The following is a 16,433-nucleotide window of genomic DNA, read 5'->3' as shown; positions in this document are numbered from 1 at the left end:
TAATATGTGGGCTATTTAGCCCACTAAAGGACTGATATGAGTGAGAAAGAATTGGAGATTTTTAAGCTTGGTAAGGATTTAGCAAATATTTTATCAAGCAATGAAGCAAAAGCAGATTTAAAAGCTTTATACGATAAACACCCTGAAATGTTTAAAAATCTAATTGAAGTAAAAGAAGTAATACAAGAAGTAGTAAGCAATCCTGAAGTTGTTAAAGAAGCAAAAAACAATATAGATGTTTATGCAATGAAAAAACTTGATAAATTATATGAAAGTAAAGAAAAAATAGGTGATGTAGTTATAGGTAAAAATAACTTAAAAATTTATCATGCTAATAAAATGAGAGTTAGTGAATTAAAAAGAATACAAAAAAATATTAATTTAGAGCAATCCGTAGATGCAGACCCCAACACCCTGCATACGACTATGTTGGAAAAACCTCACGACTTGGAGCTGATGAATAAAAATTCATCTGGTGCAAACGCACTTTCTACGGATAATAAAGACATTATACAAGAAAATAATAAAAAGTTCTTTAGTGAAAGCTTAAATAAAGCAATAGAAAAAGGTGTGGTAAAAACCAGTAGCGAAAATAACAAGAAAGAATGGGAGAAATGATGAGAGTATTCATAGCTGAAAAACCTGAATTAGCAAGAGTGATTGCAAATAATTTAAATGAAAATACTGTTAAAAATGATGGATATATTCAAAAAGGTAATGATATTGTTACTTGGGCTTTTGGACATATTTTAGAACTTTTTATGCCTGAAGACTATAAGCAAGATTGGGGCAAGTGGAATATAAATGATTTGCCACTACAAATTGATGAGTTTAGATACAAGCCTAAAGACAGCTCTAAAAAGCAGCTTAAAATAATTTGTGATTTGTTAAAAAAAGCTACTGAAGTTATAAATTGTGGTGATGCAGATGAAGAAGGTCAAATTTTAGTAGATGAAATAATAAATTATGCAAACTATAAAGGAAGCGTAAAGAGATTATTATTACATGATTTAACTGATAAAGGTGTTAAAAAAGCTTTAAGTGAAATTAAGAATAATAGCGATTTTAAAGGTATTAGCGAATGTGGATTTGCTAGAAGCCAAGCTGACTGGATTGTTGGAATCAATCTAACTCGTGCATATACTACTATAGCTCAAAGTAGTGGATATAAAGGTGTTTTAAGTGTTGGTCGTGTTCAAACTCCTATTTTAGCTATGATAGTTGCTAGAGATTTGGAAAACGAAAATCATAAATCAAGTTACTATTATACTTTAACAGGAGAATTTGAAACAGAAAATTTAAAATTAAAAGCTAATTTAAAAACAAGCGAAAAAATTGTTGATGAAGTGGTTGCAAATGATATAAAATCAAAATGTGAAAATAAAGAATTTGATTGCATAGTTAATCATGAAAACAAAATAGAAAATCCACCACTACCATATAATTTGCTTTTGCTTCAAGCTGAATGCTCTAAAATATTTAACTATAAGCCTGATAAAACATTAGAAATTACACAAAGTTTAAGGGAAAAACACAAGCTAATATCTTACAATAGATCAGATTGTCAATATTTACCAGAGAATTTGCATAAAGAAAGCCCAGAAATTTTATCAGCTATAAAAAATAATCTAACAGGTTTTACAAATATTATAAATAATTCTGATACTAGTATTAAAAGTAGTGCATTTAATGATAACAATATAACGGCTCATTATGGTATTATTCCAACGGAACAAAAAGTTGATATAAAAGCTTTAAGTAAAGATGAATTAAATGTTTATGAAATGATAGCAAAAAGATTTGCATTACAATTTTTTAAACCTAAAGAATATTTGCATACTAGTGTAGTTTTTAAGTATGATGAATATGAATTTAGCACAAGCTCAAATAAAACTACATTTGCAGGTTTTAGCGAATTTATTGATACTAATGATAGCGAAATTAATACCGATGAAGAGCAAGAAAACGAAGAGTATTCACAAGATCTAAGCACACTTGAAAACTGCAAATCTTATTCAAGTAATATAAATATAAATAAAAAACAAACTAAACCTAGACCATTATATACTATGGCAACTTTATTAAAAGATTTAACAAGTGTAAGTAAATATGTAAAAGATGAAAAAATAAAAGCACTTCTAAAAGAAAAGGATAAGGATAAAAAGGGTGAAAGTGGTGGCATAGGCACACCAGCAACAAGAAGTGAGCATATTAAAAAGTTATTTGAGCGTGGATATATTGTTGAAGTTAAGAAAAAGATTAAATCTACTGATTTAGGAAGAAATTTAATAAAGCTATCACCTAAGCTTCTGACAAGTCCTGATATGACTGCGTTGTGGTTTGAAAATCAAAAAGATATAGAAGCTTTTAAATTAAGCAGAAATGATTTTTTAAGAGCAGTATTTAATGATGTAAAAAACGATATAGAGAGTTTGAAAAACAATGATGATTTAAAAACATTTGCAAGTGATAATGCAATAGATAAAACATATCCATGTAAAGTTTGCAATAATGGTTATATGCAAAGAAGAAAAACAAAAGATGATAAATATTTTTGGGGTTGTTCTAATTATAAGGGTGGTTGCTCCAAAACATATAATGATAAAGCTGGAAAACCTGATGGTTATAATGCAAATATTTATCCTTGCAAACAATGTGGTGCTGGAGTATTAGAGCGTAAAAAATCACAAAAAGGTAATTACTTTTGGGGTTGTTCTAATTGGCGTAATGGTTGCAAAGCAATGTTTTATGATGATAATGGAAAACCTAAAAAATAATGCAATTTTTTAACTGTTCTTGTTTAGATGATAGAAAGCAATTTAAAGATAAGATAAGGAGTGATTTTTCTTATCTTATCCCTTTTATAGAATATTACGAGAGTAATTATTTAGTATGCTATCAAATTGATAAAATTGCTATATTAGTAACTGATGATACTTATAAGCTATTTAATATGCTGAATATTATTAAAGAAACTAATGTGTGCGATTATTTTTCATTAAATGATAAAAAAATATATTTACTTACAATAAGCGTTTCATTATATTACAATACTATAAAGTTTGATATAAATAATTACTTATATTGTAGTTTTCGTGATGATATTATTAATACTTATGGAAGAAATACAACAATAAGAACATTTATTTTAGAAAATAGCCTATATGATATATATGGTTTTATGAATAATAAAAATAAGTATCCAGCAACCTTAAAGCATTTATGTAGTTTAAATAAGCATTTTGCATATACATATTTATCATTTTTAAACTCAAATGTAGCTAAAGATATTTTATATGATTTAAAAAATGCTAATGAAGAAGATTTTATAAGCTATTATATGAAAATAGAAATAAAACTATTAGAAAACACACCAAACAAACAAGAATTATTAAAATTAAAATATCCGAATAAAAATATACCTAAAGTAGTAAATAAAATTGATTTAGCAAAATCAAAAGCATTATTTAATTTAGAAAAATATTTAAGTGCCACACACTATAAAAGAGTATGGCATAATGTTTTAAAACTAAATTATGATGATTATGGAAATTATTCAAAAGAACGAATATTATCTAATTATATGTTTAAGTTTAATGATTTTAAAATAGATTTAAATTATAGTCTTGATGATTTTAGAATACTATTATCAGATTATATAAAACTATCAATATCGCTTAAAAGACCTATTAATTTAGATATAACTTCAGTAAAAAGACTTAAATCGCTACACGATGATTTAGTGGTTGAATATGACTATAAAATAGCTAAAAAGAACAAAATGGTTATTAAAAAAGATAATCCATTCTTAAAGTTAAAATTACCTGATAATTTTAAAATGATTAAAACTAATTTTGATTTAATCCAAGAAGGTAGAAGAAATAAAAACTGCGTTGCTTCTTATATAGATAAAATCAATAGTGAAAAATGTGGAATTTTTACTTTAGATTATAAGTATAAGCACTATACAATAGAGATTATAAAATATAGAAATAAGTATTACATAAATCAAATAAAAACATTTGCAAATGAAGAAGCAAGTAAAGAAGTGGTTGAGTATGTTAAGGCATACCTTAATTAAGATATTTTTGAAAAATTATTTTAATTTATTTTATGTTAAAATAAATTAAAATAATTGAAAGGAGATAAGATGTCAGATTTTATAATTTTAGAAAATAAAGAACAAGCATTAAAATACCTTGAAAGCTTAAAAGATACTATGAGTGAGAATATTTATCAAAAGATACAGATGGGTTTGCATAAATCATACGATAGCGATGATGAAGGAATAATTACTGAAAAATCATTAAGAGATCATATTGAATATGAAAACTTGATTGAATTAGGAAAAACTAAAGAAGCTGATGTTTATAAAAGTGAAAAGATGACCGAAAATATGAATATTTATTTAAAAGCCGAAGGTATTGTTAGATGAATAAACCTATAGCTTTATTTTTGGCAGGTGCAAATGGAAGTGGGAAATCTACTTATAGGTTTGCAAATAAAATTGAATTTTTAAATTTAATAAATATAGATCCAGATAAATTTATTAAAGATAATAATGGCAATAATGCATTAGGCTCTAAGTTGGCTATAAATACATTTAATGCGTGTATTAAAAATAAAATTTCTTTTTCTATGGAAACTACGCTTTCAGGTAAAAGTGTTTTAAATAGAATAAAACAGGCTAAAAACAATGGTTTTAATGTCAAAATGATATATATTGGGCTTGATAACTCTAATCTTAATATACAAAGAGTTGAAGCAAGGGTTAATCGTGGTGGGCATAATATTGAAACTAATCTTATTATTAAAAGATATAAAGAAAGTAGATTAAATTTAATAAAATCACTGCCACTTATTGATAACTTAAAACTTTACGATAATTCAACAAATAAATTAATTAAATGTTTAGAAGTGGATAAGCAAAAATTAATAGATTTGAATACGCCATTGAAAAAATGGGTTAGTGATGTGTGTTCTAATATATTATTTAACGAAAACGGTAATTTATGTTTGCCTATTAAAAATATTGAAAAAATGACTGATATTGGTAAAAATAAAGATATAAATAAAGAACTTTAGATGTGGAAAATATTTTTTTTCTTTATTGATTTCTATTATTTGTTTTGCAAATGAAGAAGTTAGTGAAGCGATTGGGTGTGTTAAAATATACCTTTAATTAAAATATTTTTTAAAACAATCATTTCAAGTTATATAAAGTTATTTTAAATTAAAATTAATTTAAATATTATTTAAGGAGAATTTAATGAAAAAATATAAAATTTTAGTAGCATTAGCTACAGCGACACTTTTTATCTCTTGTGGAGAAGATATTAATAAACCAAATTTCGGACATGAATATGTTAGTAAATATATAAAACATTGTTTATTTTTTCAAGCAAAAACTGATACTACTATTACTTCTATTGTTGCTGAAGATGGAAAATGTGGATTAGAGATCCCTATAAATATGCATAATTTTTGGGATGTATCGGAAAACGGTAATGAAATGATTAAATATGGCTATTCAACAGAATTTACAGACAAAGGTGTGAAAAATACCAAATCAATAATAGAAAGAAAAAAAATTGAAATTAAATTGAAAGAAGGGGAAAAATTTTACTTCGTTTCAGGTTGTTATCCTATAAAAAAATTAATATTAGAAACAGATATAGGTAAATTTGAGTATAAAGATCTCAAAAAAGATGATAAAAAATAAATTAATTTTTATTTTACTATTGCCTTTTATTTGTTTTGCAAATGAAAATGCCTATGATGCGTTATTTGTTAAATACTCTAAAATACATAAGATTCCATCGCAGCTTTTGTGGGCAATAGCAAAAACTGAAAGTAATTTTAATCCAAGTGCGATAAATAAAGCAAACGACAATGGCACTTACGATATAGGTTTGATGCAAGTTAATTCTATACATGAAGAAAATTTAAAAAAATTAGGTTTAACATTAAATGATTTGTATGATCCAGAAATTAATGTGCGATATGCAAGTGCATATCTAGCCAAATGTTTTAAAAAATGGGGATTTAATTACAAAGGTCTAAATTGTTATAATGGTAGAATTTCAAATAACAATTACAATATAAAGGTTTTAAATAAATTGCGAAAAAAACAAAAAATAGTATATAAAAATACTAATGCAATTATTAAATAAAGGGGGTAAAATGAATACTAGAGAAGATACTGCATACATACTTACTCAATTAGGTTATGAAGTTGATAGATATTTTAGATTTAAATTAAGAGATGAAAAAACTGCAAGTGCTTCAATCAATCTTAATGGCAGAATTAAAGATTTCGGTAGTGGTTGGTATGGTTCTTGTGTTGATTTATTGTGTGAATTTCATAATTATTCTAAAAAGGAAGCTTTTGATAAAGTAAATGAATTTATGGGTGTAAATAATAAACAATATGCACTAAGCGAACCTAGTTTTAAAGAAAACAAGGAGCATTCATCGCTATCTATAAGTGAAGATTATATATCTAATTACGAATTGCAAAGAAAAGAAAATTTTACTCGTTATAGCGAACTTTTAAAACAAACATTGCCAAATATTGATAATCACAAAAGAATTGAATTAGCTAAAAAATATCAGATAGGATATTCTAAAGAATCAGATAGGTTAATAATGCCTATTCGTGATCTTGATAATAAGGCTATGACTTTATGGAAATATAATCCTAGTCCTAAGCCATTCGTGGGTAGTAATAAAGAATTAATACAGTTACCAAAAGTAATGTTTTCAAAAGGTAAAAAGCGTTGCCCTTTTAATTTAAACGATCTTAATGAATATAGAACTAATTTAAATAAAGCTATTTTGGTTGTTGAAGGAGAAAAAGATTGTTTAAATGCAATTGCAAATGGATTTAGAGCGATCACTCTTGGTTCTGCTACAAGTTTAGTAGAAGATAAATATATTCATCTTTTTAAAGATACTAATATAACTATTTGTTATGACTATGATGATGCTGGGAAGAATGGAGCAAAAGCACTTGCAGAACAACTTAAAAATACCTGCAAAAAGATAGAAATTTTTGATTGGGAGCAAGTATCTAAGCAGTTTAAAATTGAATTGTCTAAAGGTTTTGATTTTACTGATTTTATGAAAATAACAAATGAAAAAAAACATAATGATAAAACAAAAGATAGGGGAAATTAATGCAAAATAAAGATTTTAATCAAGAAATAGATTTATTAGAAGATGGAGAAGTGGTTGCAATTTATAGTGAAGAAGAAGCTAAAAAATTAGGTATTATTGACTTTTTGGAAAGTGCTGGTGATATTAATGAGTGATATAAAATTCAATAACTCTAGTGCTGATAAAAATCATCAATATATTGAAGATTTTACAAATACACTTATAAAATCATTAGAAAATAACACTGCACCATGGATACAGCCATGGAAAGCAACAGGTCTAAAAAATAATCCACATAATGCTATTACAGAACAAGAATATAACGGTTGTAATGCTTTGTTATTAGAGATAATTACTGCTGAAAAGGGATATAAAGATCCTAGATGGCTAACCTTTAAACAAGCAAAAGATCTAGGTGGTTTTGTTAAAAAAGGCGAGAAAGGCGTTCCTATTAGGTTTGTTAGTGTTATTGAACCTAAAACAACAGATTTAGAAAAAGAGATGGAAGAAGGACTTATATCTTTAAATGATGATAAAAAATATATAGTTAAGCATTATACTTTATTTAATGCAGAGCAAATAGAAAATATGCCAGAACGAAAACAATTTAAAGTAGATCCTAATTTTGAATTTAAATCAATTGAAAATGCAGAAAAAATATTGGCTAATTCAGGAGCTATTATTGAGCATAAACTAGGCGATAGAGCATATTATAATCCTTCATTAGATAAAATAGTATTACCTGAAAAACAGCAATTTAAAAACGAAATGGGTTATTATAGTGTAGCATTACATGAATTAGGTCATTGGACAGGACATAAAAATAGATTAAATAGAAATTTAGAAGGTGGTTTTGGTAGTGAGCAATACGCAAGAGAAGAATTGAGAGCAGAAATTGCTAGTTATATGTTATGTAAAAAATTAAATATTGATTTTGATCCTAGCGAACATTTATCATATATTAATTCATGGAAAAAGATTATAAACAATAATCCAAATGAATTATATCAAGCAACAAAAGATGCTTTAAAAATAGTTGAATATGTTAGCGATTTTAGTATTGATAAAAATATCAAAAAAGAAAATGCTATATCAAAAAATGTTATGGATAATGTATTAAAAAATGTATTAAATAAAACAAAAGGAAGCGATATTGAAATAGCTAAGTAAAACTACTTAGCTATGAATTGTTGTAGTATTTGATTTTTCTTCTAATAAATAAACTGATAACATGATTGTAAAGTATGCAAGTAAGTATGCACCAGAATTTTGAGCCAAACTATACCCTGTTAATGCATTACATATATTTAAAAACAATAAACCACCAGACCCAATAAAAGAAAGAGATCTAGTATTGCTAAAAATGCTGAAAAATATAAATAAAATAATACATGTATAGTTTAATGCATCAAAGCGAGTTGAATAATCGTTACCAAAGATTGACTCACAAAATTTTACAAAAAATATCAATTCTTCCATAGACAAATTCCTTTTTTTATGTTTAATTTTATTCTACCATAAAAAAATAAAAAAGAAGATAATGTGTGTTGGTGGAAGCATTATATTGTTAATTTTCTTTTTTATCTTCTAGTATAAATCCATAGCTATTTAAAAATAAATATCCTAAATAAAGCCAAAATAAAAACATTATAATGTTTTCAAAATCTTTAATTTCATCTAATCTTAGCAAAAGGCTTATAATTAATTGATAGGAAAATAATTTTATACCAGCAGTATATAAGATAAATAAAATTTTACGCTTAATTCCTATTCTTTTAATATGATAAATATTATTAATTATAACAAGTAAAAAAACAATAATAGTAATTATATGTATTTTTGCCTCATAATCAGTTGTAGAATAATTTCTTAGAAACAAAAGTATTAAAACAAAAATATCAATTAAATTAATATATTTTAAAAATTTAAAATATATTTTATTCATTATTATTCCTATTGATTATTGCATTATATAATTTTCTTGTAGCACTTTCTCTTAAATCTTTAATAGCATCTTCATCAAGTAATAAAAATTCATGAAATTTTATTTTATAATATTTTTTAATTAATGGAAAACTCCCAAAAAAATATTCATAAATAAAAATAATTATCAATATAATCGCAACAATTGAAAGCATAGCTGATATAGCAATAAATATTGGCATTATAACTCCTTTAATTTTTCTTCATATTGAGTTTTTATAAAATTAATTAAAATTTTACTCTTAAAATTAGTTTGTCCATACTTTAAAATCATTCTAATACAATAAGTATCATCTATTATTTTATATTTAGAATTAGAGCCAAATTCACAAATATATAATTTCTCACTTCTAAGTAAGTGTTGCAATGAAAATTTTTGACCACGCTCTTTTTCTTTATAAAGTTCATTATGTTTTGGAATCTGTATTACAGGATTAGATACTATATGTATCTTTATATTGTTATCGGTATCTATAAAAACATAATCTTCATATTTATTGTTAATATAATCATTAGCAAAAATATAAACTAAATATACGATTATAATGATAGGTAAATACTCAAAGATTTTTTTTATTTGCATAATTTTCATATTAATTCTTTTAATTCCAATTTAATTATTATTAATCCTAATATATTAAATAATGTTAATACTGTAAAAAATATAATTGCATAAAACACTATAAAAATAGTTACAGGGTATAGATTTTTGTAATCTAAAATTACAGCGTATTGTGCTATATACGCTCCGAGAGTCATTATTAATATAAAGCTTGTATATATTGTCATAGCATCCCATTGTTCTTTAAGTGTTCTACCTATTACAAACCATTTATAGAAGAACAAAAACATATACATAATAGGTATTAAATATATAAATATAATTGAAGCAAAATCATTACTTTGATATGCATAAGGCAAAACTTCTGTAAATAATGTTTTAAATGTATTCAACATTGTTTTCTCCTTTTGTTAAATTCTAATTTTATGTGATATGAGCATGGAATATGATCTGATAAATCATCAATATCTTTTTTAATTTTATTTAGTGCTTTTTGTAGCTCTTGTTTATCTATATTTTGATTTGGATATGTTAAATATGATTCACTATGTTTTTCCAAGTTTAAAAAGGTTTTATATAATGATCTATATAGAATTTCTAAAGGCGTATTCTTAGTTAAGCTAAGTAATATATTTTTTAATTCTTTTAGCTTTCTATCTCTTGTATAGTTTATTATATAATGAATAAACTTAGGTGATAAAGATTTATCAAATGGAAAGCTACTCAAAAACTCACCATGCACTATATTGTTGCTACATCTTGCGATTACTACTGTTAGACTCCAAATATCTGCGAAAACTTCAATAATATTTTCTACCACATTAGGTTCTTTCTCTATAATTTCTTTTGAAAATTTTCTTTTCAATTTGGTAAGAAAAACAATCATACTGTCTCCTTATTAAGTATTAAAATATTTTATTTTTCTATATTTTCTATATTTTTATATTTTGTTTTATCTTTAAACTTAAATTTATTTTGAAATTCATCTTGCTTATTTAGTGTATTACTTTTAAGGCTCTCTGTTTTAAACTCATCTTTGGTTAATATTTTATATTTAGATTTCTGCTTTTGCTTTAAAGGTTGCAAATGCTTTTCGCTTTTATCTTTTATAGATACTTCCCATATATTTTTATAAGTGGTTAATTCATAATATTGAAATTGTTTATTAGGTAATTTTTTCTTAGCTGTCACTTTTGCTTCTAATTGATCAGTCACAGCAAAATAGCATTTATCACCTACGCATACATTATTGTTATCTACAACTTCTTTTAAGTCTTTGCCCCACAATATAAATTCTTTATCATTTTTATCCTTCATTTTTACATAAAAGCTTGGCTCATTATCTTCTTTAAAATCATATAATGCATCACCGAAACTTACCACTTCATGATAATTCATATATTTATCTTTTTCTTTATACACTTTAGGAGTTAAATTAATTTTAGTTTTTATTGTTGCAGTTGCTTCTACTTTTAAAGCATTGAGTTCTAGTGCAAATAATTTTCTTAAATCTTGCAAATCCTTTTTTCTTATATGTTGTCTTTTACCAAAATTATCTTTTACTTTTAATACAACATGGCAATGTGGATTATCTGTATCTTTGTGCATAGCTACTAGAAAACTATTATTAGGATACTTAGTTTTTAAAGTCTTTGTTAAAGCTTCTTTGATTTTTTCTACTGGTGCATTTTTATGATCTTTCATTGAAAATATGATATTGTGTGTTTCCTTTATTTGCTTTTTATTTTTACTTGTATCATATTCAAATTCATCATACGCTAAAAAATTTTCAATAGCTTCATTATTGTTATTATATATATTGCTATCTTGATCAAATAATTCCAACTTTTCTTTTCTTGAAATGTAATTTAAATGCCGTTTCAAGCTTTTTGCATCATAGCATGAACTGGCTATTTTAATCATAACTTCAGTATTTTTTTTACTATTAATATATGTTTTATGTAATGTGCGTTTTTTATAATTTTTAGGAAGTTTTGCAACTTTTTCTTTTTTAATAAATACTTTTTTAGCTCTTAATTCTTCATCTTCTAAATATATTTTTTTAGCCATTTAATCTCTTTGTTAAAGCCATATAGTCTGATACAATTTGCTTTATTGTTAGTTTAATTTCATTGTTTGTATCTTCTACAATTTTATTAAATTTTTGCATGTCAGGACTAAAGTTATCAAATCTTTTTTCATTTAAAACTTTTGCAATTTGATTTATATTTACACCTATTTTTTTAATTTCTACAATAGCTTTCATTAGTTCATTAAATTGATTTTTGCTAATATATTTTTCATCTTTTAAAGATGATAATATTAAATATTTAGCTTCTTTAGTTATTGAATTAAAGCCGTGTATTTTTCTAAAATTTTCTAATGTTTCATACTCATCTTTGCTTATGAAAATTCTAATCTCTTTATACTTGGTTTCCACATCTTTAATATTTTCATCTTTTAAAAATTTATAATTCTCCTTAATACATATTAGTATAAGCTCATGTATTACTTGAGTATATGAAACTCCTTTAGTTTCTTTTAACTTATCTAAATATTCAAGTGCATAATCTTTTAATCTAATTGTAGTTTTTTTAGAGCTCATTTTTTCCCACTAGCATATAAAATTAAAATATGGTTGACTATTATTTATTTTTTCAAGCATAGATACAAATTCTTCGGCAATTAACTTTGGGTGACTTAAAATATTTACATTTTTAGAAACGGTATCTATATCCATTGAATAACATTTTGAAGTATCCACTAGAGTTAAATGAACACCCAAATCTTGATGAAATTTAAATTCAAGTTTATTTAAATTATCACAATCTTTTGCATTATAAAAAAATTCGTTTTCGGTTACTCTAACTTTAAAACCATAACGATATTTATCATCGAATCTTGGTCTTATATTTTTTGTTACTAAATCTGCATGATAGTCTTTATAGTTCTTTTGTTCTTCTAAAAAATTATTTTTTATAGTTTCAATATCTAATAACTTAATATCTATTTTAGGAAAATAATTTGACATTATTTTATAAAGACTTTGTCTGATAATGCAACGAATTTCAAAGCGTTTGCTATGACTATATAATAATGGAATTAATTGCTCTGGATGATTTATGGTTTGCTGTGTATAATCATCATATCTAAAATGAAAAGAAAGGTTATGTAAAATACGACGTGTAATAGTTTTAAAATCAACATTATTTAATTTATTTATAAAATTTTCAAAATCTTCATGTTCAACTAATTTAGTAACACTTCCTAAAGTTAAAATATCATTCTTAATTTTATCCATATCTATTCCTTTCACGCTAATAACATATAAGAGCTAACAGCAGTTTTGACAATAGTATAAAAAAAGTGTATGGCACTTTTTGGATACTTTGTCTATCCTGCCTAACCTTATTTTATTCTAAAATTAATAATAACTTTTTTAAGTAAATAGAAATATTAAAATATTAAAATTATAAGATATAAATTAATTAATAAAAAGATTTTTTTATTAAAATAATAATTATTTTGTGATATAATAAATAAAATTATTCAAGGAGATATTATGTATTCAAAACAAGATCAAATTATTGCATCGTTAGAAGAAAAACTTAAAGATGCCAAGCAAAAGAAAAAAGATTTAGAAAATAAATTTTTTCTTGAATTAGGTAAGCAAGCAATGATGCTTTTAGAAAAAGAAAAAGAATTCTATTCTTTATTTGATGAGTTATGTAAAAAATATGATTTAAAAATAATAAATGATTTATCTATAAAGGAGAAAGAGCATGAAAGATAAATTTGAAAGCATTACAATAATATCAGTTGAAGATATGGATAAAAAAAGACAGGATATATTTTCAACTAATAAAGAATTTAAAGATAACGAAAAAAATGCATTGCTTCAATCTTTAGCTATGTTAGATGATATTATTAAAGCCAGTGCAAAAGAAAATTTAAAATTCCCCAACGAGTTTATAAAATTAAAAATAAAGCTCAATGGAAAAGAGCAAGAACTAAATACTCCTTTAGGCGTTGGGGCATTTAGTAAGGATTTAAACCACTTGATAAATTTATCAAATACGAATTTAAATAAAGAAGTTGCAGACAAAAATACAAACAAACAAGTATTTGAATTGTTAGAAAGATTTGGCGAAGGTGGTAAGTTTAAACAACCTGAAAAACAAGAAAATTTTAAAAATATATTTAATGATTTACGCTCAATAAATTTACACGATGAAGAATTAAATGGAGTTTATCAAGCTACTTTAGATTTTTTTGAAATGTTTAAAGATGGCAATGCAAAAGTTATTGATAATTCCAAACAAGCCATTTCGTTAAAAGAAGCACAGGCTACACAAAAACTTAAAGAAAACATTGTAGAAATTATAAAAGAAAATAAAGTTGCTAATGTAAAAGAGAGTCAAAAAGACATTTCAAAACCTATACATAGATAAAAGGAAAAAAGATGAATTATATTATTAATAAAGAAGCTGATTTTTATATAGAAAAATTAAAAAAACATCTACAAGATAATTGTTTTTTAGACACAAAAAAAGATAGTAAAAAAAATGTTTTTGATTTTTTCAAATGTGGTATTGATTATATGATTGATATTTTAGAATTAAATAGATTAGAACTTAATTATGAAGCTTATGGTTGTTCTATTAATGCAGAAAGTATTTTATGCTTTAATGAATTAGATAAGTGGAATGCTAAAATAGAATATGTAGCAGATAAATATAATAATATAGGTTTTTTTCTTTATATTTGTAAATTTGAATTAAAAGATTTTACATTAAATGAGTTAAAAAAACTAGATATAGATAATATTGTTAAACACGCAACAGAACACGCAACAGAATATGAATGTATAAAAAATAATAATATTTTTAAACTTGAATTAAATGATAAAATCACAAAAGAGAATTTAATAAATTGCATTATTTTTTATAGCAGAATTTATATTTTACTAAGAATTAAAAGCTCAGAAATTATTGAAAACATAATGTTTAAAAATACTAACATATCTAATAAAAACGATGTAATCAATTGGTAAAATGCAATGTTACTTTTTAAACAATAGAATATATAAATATAAGCATGGCAGTTAATAAAGCATATTTAACTTGTGATAAAACTCCATCTGGTGATGAAGTATATACACCTTTTTATGCAGTAGAACCATTACTAGAATTTATTCCTAAAAGCAAAACAATATGGTGTCCATTTGATAAGGAATGGTCAGCATTCGTTCAGCTTTTTACAAAAAATGGTAATAAGGTAATCTACTCTCACATTGATGATAGTAGGGGGGGGGATTTTTTTTATTATGAACCTAAAGAACATTACGATATTATTATTTCAAATCCACCGTATAGCAAAAAAGATAAAGTCTTGAAAAAGTGCTACGAGTTAAATAAACCATTTTGCTTATTAATGCCAATAAATGCATTGCAAGGTAAGGCTAGAGTAGATTTATTTTTAAAATATGGGTTAGAACTAATAGTTTTTGATTTAAGGATAGATTATCACACTAATAGAAATTTTGAAAAAACGACTAAGGGAAATCATTTTGGTAGTGCTTATTTTTGCCATAATGTATTAAAAGAAAAAATGATTTTTAAAAAAATTAATAAATACGAGAAAAGTTTAAAATAATATGGCAGTTTTTTGGCTGAAGTATCTGCCATATATTAATTATTATAGCCAAAAAATATTAATAAAATTAAAAACATAATAAAAAAATGTTATAGATATATTCTAAACTAAAATAATTTAAAATAAACTATTTTAAATTATAAATTAATATAAATTCCAGACAAGTATTAATAAAATTCAGACTAGTGCATAAGATTACGGACTAGTCTATTTTATAGAGCAGACTAGTGTCAGACAAGCGTTAAAAATACTTAAAATTCATTACTTTTTTTGCTATTTTTTAAATTTTAATAATTTTTATATGTAAAAAATATACAGACTAGTCAGACTAGTCTATTTTATAGAGCAGACTAGTGGTCAGACTAGTGTCAGACAAGTAACAGACAATTAAAGTATTTTAATTATCATCTAATAAATCTATATTTATATTTTCTATGTCAACATAATTTATGAAATTACCATCAGAATCAATATTAGCTAATTTACCGCCTTGTGTGCCTATTCTTTTTAACTTTAATACTTCTTTAACATATCTTGCAAGCTGTTTATCTGTAACCATAACTTCTAAATTATTTTTTAGTAATTCAATTATTTCTTTATATGTTTTACCACATTGTAATGCAATAATTATTACTTCTTTGATTTCATCAAATATTTTAAAACGCATTTCTTCGTTATATGTTTCTATTTCATTCTTTAAAGCTTGTTTTAATTTGGGTAATTTTTTCTTAATATCGCTTATGTTGGCTTTATGTAACGGTGTAAGTTTATTATTTTCTTCTTTCATATTTTTCCTTTTACAGATCCTTAATGCTTAACTCGTTTATATCTATATGCTTAATAAATTTTCCTTCATCATCAATATAAGCAAATTTTCCACCATTGCCTCCAAATCGTTTAATTTGTAAATATTCTTTTAAGTAATCAGAAATTTGTTTTGCTAAAAGATCATTATTTTTTATAACAATAGAAGTATCATATATTGATTTAAGTTTTACATTATTATCTTTCATATAAGCTCCTAATTTTCACTAACCTAATATCTTTTCTTAAAGACAAAATAAATAAAACTAAT

General features: G+C 24.3%; 25 protein-coding genes. 14 read left to right on the top strand and 11 right to left on the bottom strand.

All coding sequences use genetic code 11. The annotated features are described in order from the left end of the window. Window positions 1-36 precede the first annotated feature (36 nt). The 10 genes from AVBRAN12654_RS07010 to AVBRAN12654_RS06965 all read left to right on the top strand — a co-directional run bounded on the left by AVBRAN12654_RS07010 (window position 37) and on the right by AVBRAN12654_RS06965 (window position 8,328). Complete coding sequence (locus AVBRAN12654_RS07010; RefSeq protein ID WP_239803197.1) at window positions 37-618, top strand: hypothetical protein; 582 nt, start codon at window positions 37-39, stop codon at window positions 616-618. Further along, window positions 618-2,777: a DNA topoisomerase 3 gene (locus AVBRAN12654_RS07005; RefSeq protein WP_239803196.1), complete on the top strand. Its 2,160-nt coding sequence runs from the start codon at window positions 618-620 to the stop codon at window positions 2,775-2,777. Before AVBRAN12654_RS07010 ends, AVBRAN12654_RS07005 begins: the two co-directional genes overlap by 1 nt. Continuing rightward, complete coding sequence (locus AVBRAN12654_RS07000) at window positions 2,777-4,081, top strand: PcfJ domain-containing protein (protein ID WP_239803195.1); 1,305 nt, start codon at window positions 2,777-2,779, stop codon at window positions 4,079-4,081. Before AVBRAN12654_RS07005 ends, AVBRAN12654_RS07000 begins: the two co-directional genes overlap by 1 nt. 69 nt (window positions 4,082-4,150) lie before the next feature. Next, window positions 4,151-4,435 carry a hypothetical protein gene (locus tag AVBRAN12654_RS06995; RefSeq protein WP_336614208.1) on the top strand — a complete coding sequence of 95 codons (285 nt, stop codon included), beginning with the start codon at window positions 4,151-4,153 and terminating at the stop codon, window positions 4,433-4,435. Next, window positions 4,432-5,085 carry a zeta toxin family protein gene (locus tag AVBRAN12654_RS06990; RefSeq protein WP_239803193.1) on the top strand — a complete coding sequence of 218 codons (654 nt, stop codon included), beginning with the start codon at window positions 4,432-4,434 and terminating at the stop codon, window positions 5,083-5,085. Before AVBRAN12654_RS06995 ends, AVBRAN12654_RS06990 begins: the two co-directional genes overlap by 4 nt. Before the next feature lie 184 nt (window positions 5,086-5,269). Beyond that, a complete protein-coding gene (locus AVBRAN12654_RS06985) occupies window positions 5,270-5,722 on the top strand; it encodes a hypothetical protein (RefSeq protein ID WP_239803192.1) in 453 nt (150 codons plus the stop codon). Then, window positions 5,709-6,173: a lytic transglycosylase domain-containing protein gene (locus AVBRAN12654_RS06980; RefSeq protein ID WP_239803191.1), complete on the top strand. Its 465-nt coding sequence runs from the start codon at window positions 5,709-5,711 to the stop codon at window positions 6,171-6,173. Before AVBRAN12654_RS06985 ends, AVBRAN12654_RS06980 begins: the two co-directional genes overlap by 14 nt. Window positions 6,174-6,183: 10 nt before the next feature. Next, a complete protein-coding gene (locus AVBRAN12654_RS06975) occupies window positions 6,184-7,179 on the top strand; it encodes a toprim domain-containing protein (RefSeq protein ID WP_239803190.1) in 996 nt (331 codons plus the stop codon). Continuing rightward, window positions 7,179-7,313 carry a hypothetical protein gene (locus AVBRAN12654_RS06970; RefSeq protein ID WP_275591983.1) on the top strand — a complete coding sequence of 45 codons (135 nt, stop codon included), beginning with the start codon at window positions 7,179-7,181 and terminating at the stop codon, window positions 7,311-7,313. The genes AVBRAN12654_RS06975 and AVBRAN12654_RS06970 overlap by 1 nt, the downstream gene beginning before the upstream one ends. After that, window positions 7,306-8,328 (top strand): ArdC family protein, encoded by a 1,023-nt coding sequence (locus AVBRAN12654_RS06965; RefSeq protein WP_336606991.1) that lies wholly within the window; start codon window positions 7,306-7,308, stop codon window positions 8,326-8,328. Before AVBRAN12654_RS06970 ends, AVBRAN12654_RS06965 begins: the two co-directional genes overlap by 8 nt. Window positions 8,329-8,334: 6 nt before the next feature. Here AVBRAN12654_RS06965 and AVBRAN12654_RS06960 read toward each other — a convergent pair whose 3' ends face one another. The 9 genes from AVBRAN12654_RS06960 to AVBRAN12654_RS06920 form a co-directional block, all read right to left on the bottom strand. Further along, on the bottom strand, window positions 8,335-8,637 hold the full coding sequence (locus AVBRAN12654_RS06960) for a hypothetical protein (RefSeq protein WP_239803187.1): 303 nt from the start codon (window positions 8,635-8,637) through the stop codon (window positions 8,335-8,337). Window positions 8,638-8,725: 88 nt separating this feature from the next. Beyond that, the gene (locus AVBRAN12654_RS06955; RefSeq protein WP_239803186.1) at window positions 8,726-9,103 is read right to left on the bottom strand and encodes a hypothetical protein; all 378 of its coding nucleotides are present in this window, start codon (window positions 9,101-9,103) and stop codon (window positions 8,726-8,728) included. After that, the gene (locus AVBRAN12654_RS06950) at window positions 9,096-9,323 is read right to left on the bottom strand and encodes a hypothetical protein (protein ID WP_239803185.1); all 228 of its coding nucleotides are present in this window, start codon (window positions 9,321-9,323) and stop codon (window positions 9,096-9,098) included. The genes AVBRAN12654_RS06955 and AVBRAN12654_RS06950 overlap by 8 nt, the downstream gene beginning before the upstream one ends. After that, the gene (locus tag AVBRAN12654_RS06945; protein ID WP_239803184.1) at window positions 9,323-9,733 is read right to left on the bottom strand and encodes a hypothetical protein; all 411 of its coding nucleotides are present in this window, start codon (window positions 9,731-9,733) and stop codon (window positions 9,323-9,325) included. The genes AVBRAN12654_RS06950 and AVBRAN12654_RS06945 overlap by 1 nt, the downstream gene beginning before the upstream one ends. Beyond that, window positions 9,730-10,098, bottom strand: coding sequence for a hypothetical protein (locus tag AVBRAN12654_RS06940; RefSeq protein ID WP_239803183.1), 369 nt, complete (start codon window positions 10,096-10,098; stop codon window positions 9,730-9,732). Before AVBRAN12654_RS06940 ends, AVBRAN12654_RS06945 begins: the two co-directional genes overlap by 4 nt. Next, window positions 10,092-10,589, bottom strand: coding sequence for a hypothetical protein (locus AVBRAN12654_RS06935; RefSeq protein ID WP_239803182.1), 498 nt, complete (start codon window positions 10,587-10,589; stop codon window positions 10,092-10,094). The genes AVBRAN12654_RS06940 and AVBRAN12654_RS06935 overlap by 7 nt, the downstream gene beginning before the upstream one ends. A 29-nt stretch (window positions 10,590-10,618) precedes the next feature. Beyond that, complete coding sequence (mobP1, locus tag AVBRAN12654_RS06930; protein WP_239803181.1) at window positions 10,619-11,773, bottom strand: MobP1 family relaxase; 1,155 nt, start codon at window positions 11,771-11,773, stop codon at window positions 10,619-10,621. Next, window positions 11,766-12,308: a plasmid mobilization relaxosome protein MobC gene (gene mobC, locus AVBRAN12654_RS06925; RefSeq protein ID WP_239803180.1), complete on the bottom strand. Its 543-nt coding sequence runs from the start codon at window positions 12,306-12,308 to the stop codon at window positions 11,766-11,768. Before mobC ends, mobP1 begins: the two co-directional genes overlap by 8 nt. Before the next feature lie 9 nt (window positions 12,309-12,317). Continuing rightward, on the bottom strand, window positions 12,318-13,004 hold the full coding sequence (locus tag AVBRAN12654_RS06920) for a hypothetical protein (RefSeq protein WP_239803179.1): 687 nt from the start codon (window positions 13,002-13,004) through the stop codon (window positions 12,318-12,320). A 261-nt stretch (window positions 13,005-13,265) separates the two neighbouring features. Between AVBRAN12654_RS06920 and AVBRAN12654_RS06915 the strand changes: the two genes are divergently transcribed. From AVBRAN12654_RS06915 to AVBRAN12654_RS06900, 4 genes are read left to right on the top strand one after another with little or no spacing between them, the layout of a single operon-like run. Further along, entirely contained in the window at window positions 13,266-13,496 is a 231-nt protein-coding gene (locus AVBRAN12654_RS06915) for a hypothetical protein (RefSeq protein ID WP_239803178.1), read from the top strand. Then, window positions 13,486-14,154 (top strand): hypothetical protein, encoded by a 669-nt coding sequence (locus tag AVBRAN12654_RS06910; RefSeq protein ID WP_239803177.1) that lies wholly within the window; start codon window positions 13,486-13,488, stop codon window positions 14,152-14,154. The genes AVBRAN12654_RS06915 and AVBRAN12654_RS06910 overlap by 11 nt, the downstream gene beginning before the upstream one ends. Before the next feature lie 11 nt (window positions 14,155-14,165). Continuing rightward, window positions 14,166-14,756 (top strand): hypothetical protein, encoded by a 591-nt coding sequence (locus AVBRAN12654_RS06905; protein ID WP_239803176.1) that lies wholly within the window; start codon window positions 14,166-14,168, stop codon window positions 14,754-14,756. A gap of 44 nt (window positions 14,757-14,800) precedes the next feature. Further along, window positions 14,801-15,358, top strand: a complete 558-nt coding sequence (locus AVBRAN12654_RS06900) for a sugar-phosphate nucleotidyltransferase (protein WP_239803175.1) — start codon at window positions 14,801-14,803, stop codon at window positions 15,356-15,358. Window positions 15,359-15,755: 397 nt separating this feature from the next. Here AVBRAN12654_RS06900 and AVBRAN12654_RS06895 read toward each other — a convergent pair whose 3' ends face one another. Next, a complete protein-coding gene (locus AVBRAN12654_RS06895; RefSeq protein ID WP_239803174.1) occupies window positions 15,756-16,145 on the bottom strand; it encodes a hypothetical protein in 390 nt (129 codons plus the stop codon). 10 nt (window positions 16,146-16,155) lie between these two features. Further along, window positions 16,156-16,371, bottom strand: a complete 216-nt coding sequence (locus tag AVBRAN12654_RS06890; protein WP_336614207.1) for a hypothetical protein — start codon at window positions 16,369-16,371, stop codon at window positions 16,156-16,158. Window positions 16,372-16,433: the final 62 nt, after the last annotated feature.

This window comes from Campylobacter sp. RM12654, assembly GCF_020137585.1.
Lineage (GTDB): Bacteria > Campylobacterota > Campylobacteria > Campylobacterales > Campylobacteraceae > Campylobacter_E.
This window is presented reverse-complemented; position numbering and strand designations above follow the sequence as displayed.

Bases quoted from the DNA above. Each gene is read 5' to 3' on its own strand.
- AVBRAN12654_RS06985 (WP_239803192.1), top strand. From the start codon at position 5,270: ATGAAAAAATATAAAATTTTAGTAGCATTAGCTACAGCGACACTTTTT.
- AVBRAN12654_RS06950 (WP_239803185.1), bottom strand. From the start codon at position 9,323: ATGCCAATATTTATTGCTATATCAGCTATGCTTTCAATTGTTGCGATT.
- AVBRAN12654_RS06915 (WP_239803178.1), top strand. From the start codon at position 13,266: ATGTATTCAAAACAAGATCAAATTATTGCATCGTTAGAAGAAAAACTT.
- AVBRAN12654_RS06940 (WP_239803183.1), bottom strand. From the start codon at position 10,098: ATGTTGAATACATTTAAAACATTATTTACAGAAGTTTTGCCTTATGCA.
- AVBRAN12654_RS06920 (WP_239803179.1), bottom strand. From the start codon at position 13,004: ATGGATAAAATTAAGAATGATATTTTAACTTTAGGAAGTGTTACTAAA.
- AVBRAN12654_RS07000 (WP_239803195.1), top strand. From the start codon at position 2,777: ATGCAATTTTTTAACTGTTCTTGTTTAGATGATAGAAAGCAATTTAAA.
- AVBRAN12654_RS07005 (WP_239803196.1), top strand. From the start codon at position 618: ATGAGAGTATTCATAGCTGAAAAACCTGAATTAGCAAGAGTGATTGCA.
- mobC (WP_239803180.1), bottom strand. From the start codon at position 12,308: ATGAGCTCTAAAAAAACTACAATTAGATTAAAAGATTATGCACTTGAA.
- AVBRAN12654_RS06995 (WP_336614208.1), top strand. From the start codon at position 4,151: ATGTCAGATTTTATAATTTTAGAAAATAAAGAACAAGCATTAAAATAC.
- AVBRAN12654_RS06955 (WP_239803186.1), bottom strand. From the start codon at position 9,103: ATGAATAAAATATATTTTAAATTTTTAAAATATATTAATTTAATTGAT.
- mobP1 (WP_239803181.1), bottom strand. From the start codon at position 11,773: ATGGCTAAAAAAATATATTTAGAAGATGAAGAATTAAGAGCTAAAAAA.
- AVBRAN12654_RS06990 (WP_239803193.1), top strand. From the start codon at position 4,432: ATGAATAAACCTATAGCTTTATTTTTGGCAGGTGCAAATGGAAGTGGG.
- AVBRAN12654_RS06890 (WP_336614207.1), bottom strand. From the start codon at position 16,371: ATGAAAGATAATAATGTAAAACTTAAATCAATATATGATACTTCTATT.
- AVBRAN12654_RS06975 (WP_239803190.1), top strand. From the start codon at position 6,184: ATGAATACTAGAGAAGATACTGCATACATACTTACTCAATTAGGTTAT.
- AVBRAN12654_RS07010 (WP_239803197.1), top strand. From the start codon at position 37: ATGAGTGAGAAAGAATTGGAGATTTTTAAGCTTGGTAAGGATTTAGCA.
- AVBRAN12654_RS06970 (WP_275591983.1), top strand. From the start codon at position 7,179: ATGCAAAATAAAGATTTTAATCAAGAAATAGATTTATTAGAAGATGGA.
- AVBRAN12654_RS06895 (WP_239803174.1), bottom strand. From the start codon at position 16,145: ATGAAAGAAGAAAATAATAAACTTACACCGTTACATAAAGCCAACATA.
- AVBRAN12654_RS06960 (WP_239803187.1), bottom strand. From the start codon at position 8,637: ATGGAAGAATTGATATTTTTTGTAAAATTTTGTGAGTCAATCTTTGGT.
- AVBRAN12654_RS06935 (WP_239803182.1), bottom strand. From the start codon at position 10,589: ATGATTGTTTTTCTTACCAAATTGAAAAGAAAATTTTCAAAAGAAATT.
- AVBRAN12654_RS06980 (WP_239803191.1), top strand. From the start codon at position 5,709: ATGATAAAAAATAAATTAATTTTTATTTTACTATTGCCTTTTATTTGT.
- AVBRAN12654_RS06905 (WP_239803176.1), top strand. From the start codon at position 14,166: ATGAATTATATTATTAATAAAGAAGCTGATTTTTATATAGAAAAATTA.
- AVBRAN12654_RS06965 (WP_336606991.1), top strand. From the start codon at position 7,306: ATGAGTGATATAAAATTCAATAACTCTAGTGCTGATAAAAATCATCAA.
- AVBRAN12654_RS06945 (WP_239803184.1), bottom strand. From the start codon at position 9,733: ATGAAAATTATGCAAATAAAAAAAATCTTTGAGTATTTACCTATCATT.
- AVBRAN12654_RS06910 (WP_239803177.1), top strand. From the start codon at position 13,486: ATGAAAGATAAATTTGAAAGCATTACAATAATATCAGTTGAAGATATG.
- AVBRAN12654_RS06900 (WP_239803175.1), top strand. From the start codon at position 14,801: ATGGCAGTTAATAAAGCATATTTAACTTGTGATAAAACTCCATCTGGT.